The organism is Sphingomonas sp. NPDC019816 (assembly GCF_050274375.1).
Taxonomy (GTDB): Bacteria; Pseudomonadota; Alphaproteobacteria; order Sphingomonadales; family Sphingomonadaceae; genus Sphingomonas.
In genome coordinates this window covers 1-5,227 of record NZ_JBNNOB010000187.1, presented here as the reverse complement: position 1 = coordinate 5,227, position 5,227 = coordinate 1, and the positions used below count along the sequence as shown (strand labels likewise).

At 67.5% G+C, this 5,227-nt stretch carries 3 protein-coding genes, 1 tRNA gene and 1 pseudogene; all 5 read left to right on the top strand.

Annotated features, from left to right (window positions below; translation table 11 throughout):
* Positions 1-15 precede the first annotated feature (15 nt).
* Positions 16-92 (top strand) — tRNA-Met (locus tag ACQKJZ_RS17875).
* Between the two features lie 412 nt (positions 93-504).
* A complete protein-coding gene (locus ACQKJZ_RS17870; RefSeq protein ID WP_427732872.1) occupies positions 505-1,086 on the top strand; it encodes an ANTAR domain-containing response regulator in 582 nt (193 codons plus the stop codon).
* The gene (locus ACQKJZ_RS17865) at positions 1,083-2,279 is read left to right on the top strand and encodes an ABC transporter substrate-binding protein (RefSeq protein WP_427732870.1); all 1,197 of its coding nucleotides are present in this window, start codon (positions 1,083-1,085) and stop codon (positions 2,277-2,279) included. The genes ACQKJZ_RS17870 and ACQKJZ_RS17865 overlap by 4 nt, the downstream gene beginning before the upstream one ends.
* Before the next feature lie 380 nt (positions 2,280-2,659).
* A complete protein-coding gene (locus ACQKJZ_RS17860; protein WP_427732868.1) occupies positions 2,660-3,907 on the top strand; it encodes a nitrate/nitrite transporter in 1,248 nt (415 codons plus the stop codon).
* 28 nt (positions 3,908-3,935) lie between these two features.
* A pseudogene (locus ACQKJZ_RS17855) lies at positions 3,936-5,150 on the top strand (NAD(P)/FAD-dependent oxidoreductase); the annotation flags it as partial.
* Between the last annotated feature and the right edge of the window lie 77 nt (positions 5,151-5,227).

Here is a 5,227-nt window from a genome sequence, read left to right as displayed (position 1 = left end):
AATCTCCCCCACCTCCGCGGGGTGGAGCAGCCCGGTAGCTCGTCAGGCTCATAACCTGAAGGCCGCAGGTTCAAATCCTGCCCCCGCAACCATACAATCCCCTAACGACACAACGCCGCCCCACAGGGCAGCGTAGTCGTTTGTGGCCCAGCCGCCCGGCGATACCGCGCGCGGGCTGCATCACGCGCCCTCGTTTCTTCATCCACTTCAACGGAAGACCGGCCCTCGAAGGGGCGACAGTGCCTTGCTTCTGAGTCCAGCGCGGCCTGCGGGATGAGAGGCGTGGGCGGGGATTGACGACAGAGGGCGAATTAAAGGCCCTCAGCATCTTCTGAAGTTAGCGACACCTCGTGAGGTAGAGGCAGCCCCGCCGAGAACGCCTGTGTAAGGCGTTCAAAGTAAGTGCTGAACGTTGCACCCAACATCACGCGAATGGCTGGCCTGCCCATCGCCTTCTCCGAAATGCTTTCGCGTCGTGCCGTCGCCCTGTAGGGTCTCGCCCTTGTGAGGATAGCGATCATCGATACGAGTTCCACGCGTGCGGCGATCATCGCCGAGGGGCTGCGTGAGGCGGGTCTGGAGGATCAGGTCGTCATCGATCCGTGCGGGCCGCTCGCGCGGCAGATCGAGGCCTGCGCCCCGCAAGTCGTGTTGATCAATCTAGAAAACCCCAGCCGCGACCTGCTGGAGGATTTCTTCGCCATGTCGCGCGCGCTCGACCGTCCGATCGCGATGTTCGTCGATCAGTCGGATGCCGAAAGCGCACTGGCAGCTGTCGACGCGGGGGTGTCGGCCTATGTCGTCGACGGACTGGCCAAGCAACGGATCAAGCCGGTGCTCGACGTCGCAATCCGGCGCTTCCAGGCCTTTTCGCGGCTCCAGGCTGAACTGGCGGAGGCCAGGACGGCGCTGGCCGACCGCCAGACGATCGACCGGGCCAAGGCGATCCTGATGCGCCGCCGCGGGATCGACGAGCCGGCCGCCTATGCGCTGCTGCGCGGCCATGCGATGCAGTCCAACCGGCGGATAGCCGAGGTGGCCGAGGCGATCGTGACCAGCGACGCCATGATGGGAGATGTGCGGTGAGTGTCGACCGGTTCCGCATCGGCTTCGTGCCGCTGGTCGACGCCGCGCTGCCGATATTGGCGCGCGAGTTGGGCTTTGCGGAAGAACAGGGGGTGGCGATCGAGATGGTCCGCGACGTCACCTGGGCGGCGGTGCGCGACCGGTTGCTCTATGGACATACCGACGCGGCGCATATGGTCGCGCCGCTCGCCATTGCCACCACGCTGGGCCGCGATCGTCCGGCGGTGCCGATGGCGGTGCCCTTCGTCTTGGGCCTAAACGGCAATGCGATCACCGTTTCGACCGTGCTGGGCGAGGCGTGCGGGCTGGGCGAGGGGCTGGGCGATCCGATCGCGGTGGGGGCTTCCTTGCGCGAGGTGGCGGCGCGGCAGCGGTTGCGCTTCGGCGTGGTGCACCGTCATTCCAGCCACAATTACATGTTGCGCTATTGGCTGGCGGGGGTCGGCATTCGGCCGGATGTGGATGTCGATATCGTGGTGACCAGCCCGCCCTTCGCCGCCGATGCGCTGGCGGCGGGGGAGGTGGACGGCATCTGCGTCGGCGAGCCGTGGAATTCGATCGCGGTCGATCGCGGGGTAGGGCGGATCGCGCTGGCTACCGCGCAGATCTGGCGGCGTGGCGTGGAAAAAGTGCTGGCGATGCGTGCCGAGCAGGCGGAGGCACGGCGCGACGCGGTGCTGCGGCTGATCCGCGCGCTGCATGCCGCAGCGGCCCATTTCGTCGATCCCGGGACGGTCGAACAGAACGCGGAGATCCTGTCGCGGCCTGAATATCTGGACGCGCCGGTCGATGCGATCCTGCGCGCCATCACTGATCGCATCCGCGTCGTGCCCGGTGGCGAGCCGGTCCATTATCCCGACTTCATGTTCCAGTATCGCGAGGCGGCGAACTTTCCTTGGCGTAGCCAGGCGGGCTGGCTCTATGCGCAGATGGTACGGTGGGAGGGGCTGTCCTTTTCGGCGGGTGACGCGGCCACCGCGCAAGGCGTGTTCCGGCCCGACTTGTACCGCGCCGCGCTGGCGGGATCGGGCGCGCCGCTGCCGGGCGCCAGTTCCAAATTGGAGGGGGCGCTGGCGGAGCCGATCGGGGCGGGGGCGACGCAAGGGCGGCTGGTGCTGGGCAGCGACCGGTTCTTCGACGGGCGCGCCTTCGACCCGGATGATATTCCGGGGTATCTGGCGGGACTGCCATAACGATCCCCCCAGCATGGGGAGGGGGACCGCCGCATAGCGGTGGTGGAGGGGGCTTCCGCCAAGTGCATCCCCTGTAGTGATCCCCCTCCACCAGCTTCGCTGGTCCCCCACCCCGTGCCGGGGAGGATGAATTTGCTGCGCTTGCGAAAACCTCTTGCGCCGTACCCACGAATCAGGCAATTTTCGGTTCGTTCGGCAATGGCGTCGGGCACGAGATAGCAGCGATCTCCGCTCCAACGATGGGGTGGTGCGCTGGCGGAAGCGGGGCGGTCCCCATATTCCGCTTGGAGGCAACGAAGCCGCCAGGATGCGACCCGCAAGGGCCCCGCGTCCTGGCGGCTTTTTTCGTTTTGGGCCCTGAGCCCCATGGAGGCGGCACGATGGCGACGGCATTCTGGGACGACACCGAAAAGGCGAAAGCGGCGGATGACGGTGGCTTCTGGGCGAGCGGCCACACGCCGACCCTGATCGCGGCATTCCTCTACTTCGATCTGGCCTTCATGGTCTGGGTGCTGCTCGGCCCGCTCGCGCCGCAGATTTCCGCCAGCCTGGGCCTGACCCCGGCGCAAAAGGGCGTGATGGTCGCGGTGCCGACGCTGGCGGGCGCGGTGCTGCGGGTCGTCAACGGGCTGCTGGTCGATCGGATCGGGCCGAAGCGCGCGGGCGCGATCAGCCAGTTGATCGTGATCGGCGGCCTGTTCGCGGCCTGGGTGCTGGGGGTGAACAGCTTTGGCGGCACGCTGACGCTGGGCGTCATATTGGGCTTTGCCGGAGCGAGCTTCGCCATCGCGCTGCCGCTCGCCAGCCGCTGGTATCCGCCCGAGCATCAGGGCAAGGCGATGGGTCTGGCGGGCATGGGCAATTCGGGCACGGTGCTGGCCGCCCTGTTCGCGCCCGCGCTGGCCAAGCTGTTCGGCTGGAACGCGGTGCTGGGGCTGGCCTGCCTGCCGCTCACCCTCGTCTTCTTCGCCTATATGGTGATGGCCAAGGACGCGCCGGGCGCACCCCCGCCCCGCCGCTTGGTCGAGTATCTCGCGCCCCTGAAACAGGCCGATGCCTGGTGGCTGATGGGCTTCTATGCCGTCACCTTCGGCGGGTTCGTGGGTCTGGCCGCCAGCCTGCCCATCTATTTCACCGACCGTTTCGGGCTGACCCCGGTGCAGGCGGGTTATGCGACGGCGGCCTGCGTCTTTGCCGGGTCGCTGGTGCGGCCCATGGGTGGCGCCTTGGCCGATGCGATCGGCGGGGTGAAGGCGCTGCTCGGCGTGTTCGCCGCCGCCGCCGTCACGCTGACGGGCGTGGCGATGGTCGACGGGTTCGCGGCCTCGCTGGCGCTGTTCGTCCTCTCCATGCTGGCGCTCGGGGTCGGCAACGGCTCGGTGTTCCAGCTGGTGCCGCAGCGTTTCGCCGCCGAAATCGGCGTGATGACCGGCCTGGTCGGCATGGCGGGCGGCATTGGAGGCTTCTACCTCGCCTCGTCGCTGGGTTTCGCCAAGCAGTGGACGGGCAGCTTTTCGGGCGGGTTCCTGATCTTCGCAGCCCTTGCCCTGGTCGCGCTGGCGGGCCTGATGCTGGTCAAGACGCGCTGGCGTCGCAGCTGGGGCGCAGCCGAGGGCGTGCGGATCTGATGCTTTTCCTCTTCGACGGATCGAACCGATGAAACACGAAGTCCTGATCCCGGCCAAGGTCGATACCCGCGAACATCTGATCGTCGTCGGCAACGGCATGGCCGGATGCCGCGCGGTCGAGGAATTGCTGGCCCACGATCCCGTCCGTTACCGCGTCACCATCTTCGGCGCCGAGCCGCTGGTGAACTACAACCGGATCATGCTGTCGCCGGTGCTGGCGGGGGAGAAGACGTTCGACGAGATCGTCATCAACGGCCACGACTGGTATGAAGATAACGGCATCACGCTGGTCAGCGGCGATCCCGTCACCGCGATCGACCGCGTGGGCCGCACCGTCACCGCCAAGAGCGGCATGGTGCTGGATTATGACCGGCTGCTGATCGCGACCGGCTCCGACCCGTTCATCATCCCGGTGCCCGGCCACGACCTGCCCGGCGTCATCAGCTTCCGCGACATGAAGGATGTCGAGCATATGCTCGCCGCCGCCGAGCGGGGTGGCAGCGCGGTGGTGATCGGCGGCGGTCTGCTGGGGCTGGAGGCGGCGCATGGCCTGTCGCTCCGGGGCATGAGCGTCACCGTCCTCCATCTGATGCCGACGCTGATGGAGCGGCAGCTCGACGAGGCGGCGGGCTGGCTGCTGAAACAGGCGCTGGAGGCGCGTGGCCAGACCGTGCTCACCGGCGCGGACACCGCTGCGATCCTGGGCGACGGCAAGGTGGAGGCGATCCGCCTGAAGGACGGGCGCGAGATCGCCGCCGACCTGGTCGTCATGGCGGTCGGCATCCGCCCCTCGGTCGCGCTGGCCCGCGCGGCGGGACTCGATGTCGGGCGCGGGATCAAGGTGGACGACCATATGGTCACCAGCGACCCGCGCATCCTGGCGGTCGGCGAGTGCGTCGAGCATGACGGACAGGTCTATGGCCTGGTCGCGCCGCTCTGGGACATGTGCCGCAGCCTGGCCGACGGACTGACCGGCAGCCCCAGCGGCTATCGCCCCACCGCCACCGCGACCAAGCTGAAGGTCGCCGGGCTGGACGTCTTTTCGGCGGGCGATTTCGGCGGCGGGGACGGCGCGGAGGATATCGTGCTGCGCGACGCGAGCCGTGGCATCTACAAGCGCGTCGTGGTCAAGGACGACCGGATCGTCGGCGCGGTGCTGTACGGCGATACCGCCGACGGCAACTGGTATTTCGACCTACTCAAAAAGGGCGAGAGCGTCGGCGACATTCGCGATGAGGTGGTGCCGGTTTTCTGGACAGGGTGTTAAGCTACTCCTGACCTGAAGGACTGGTACGGGAATGAAGACGACGAGGAAGCGCT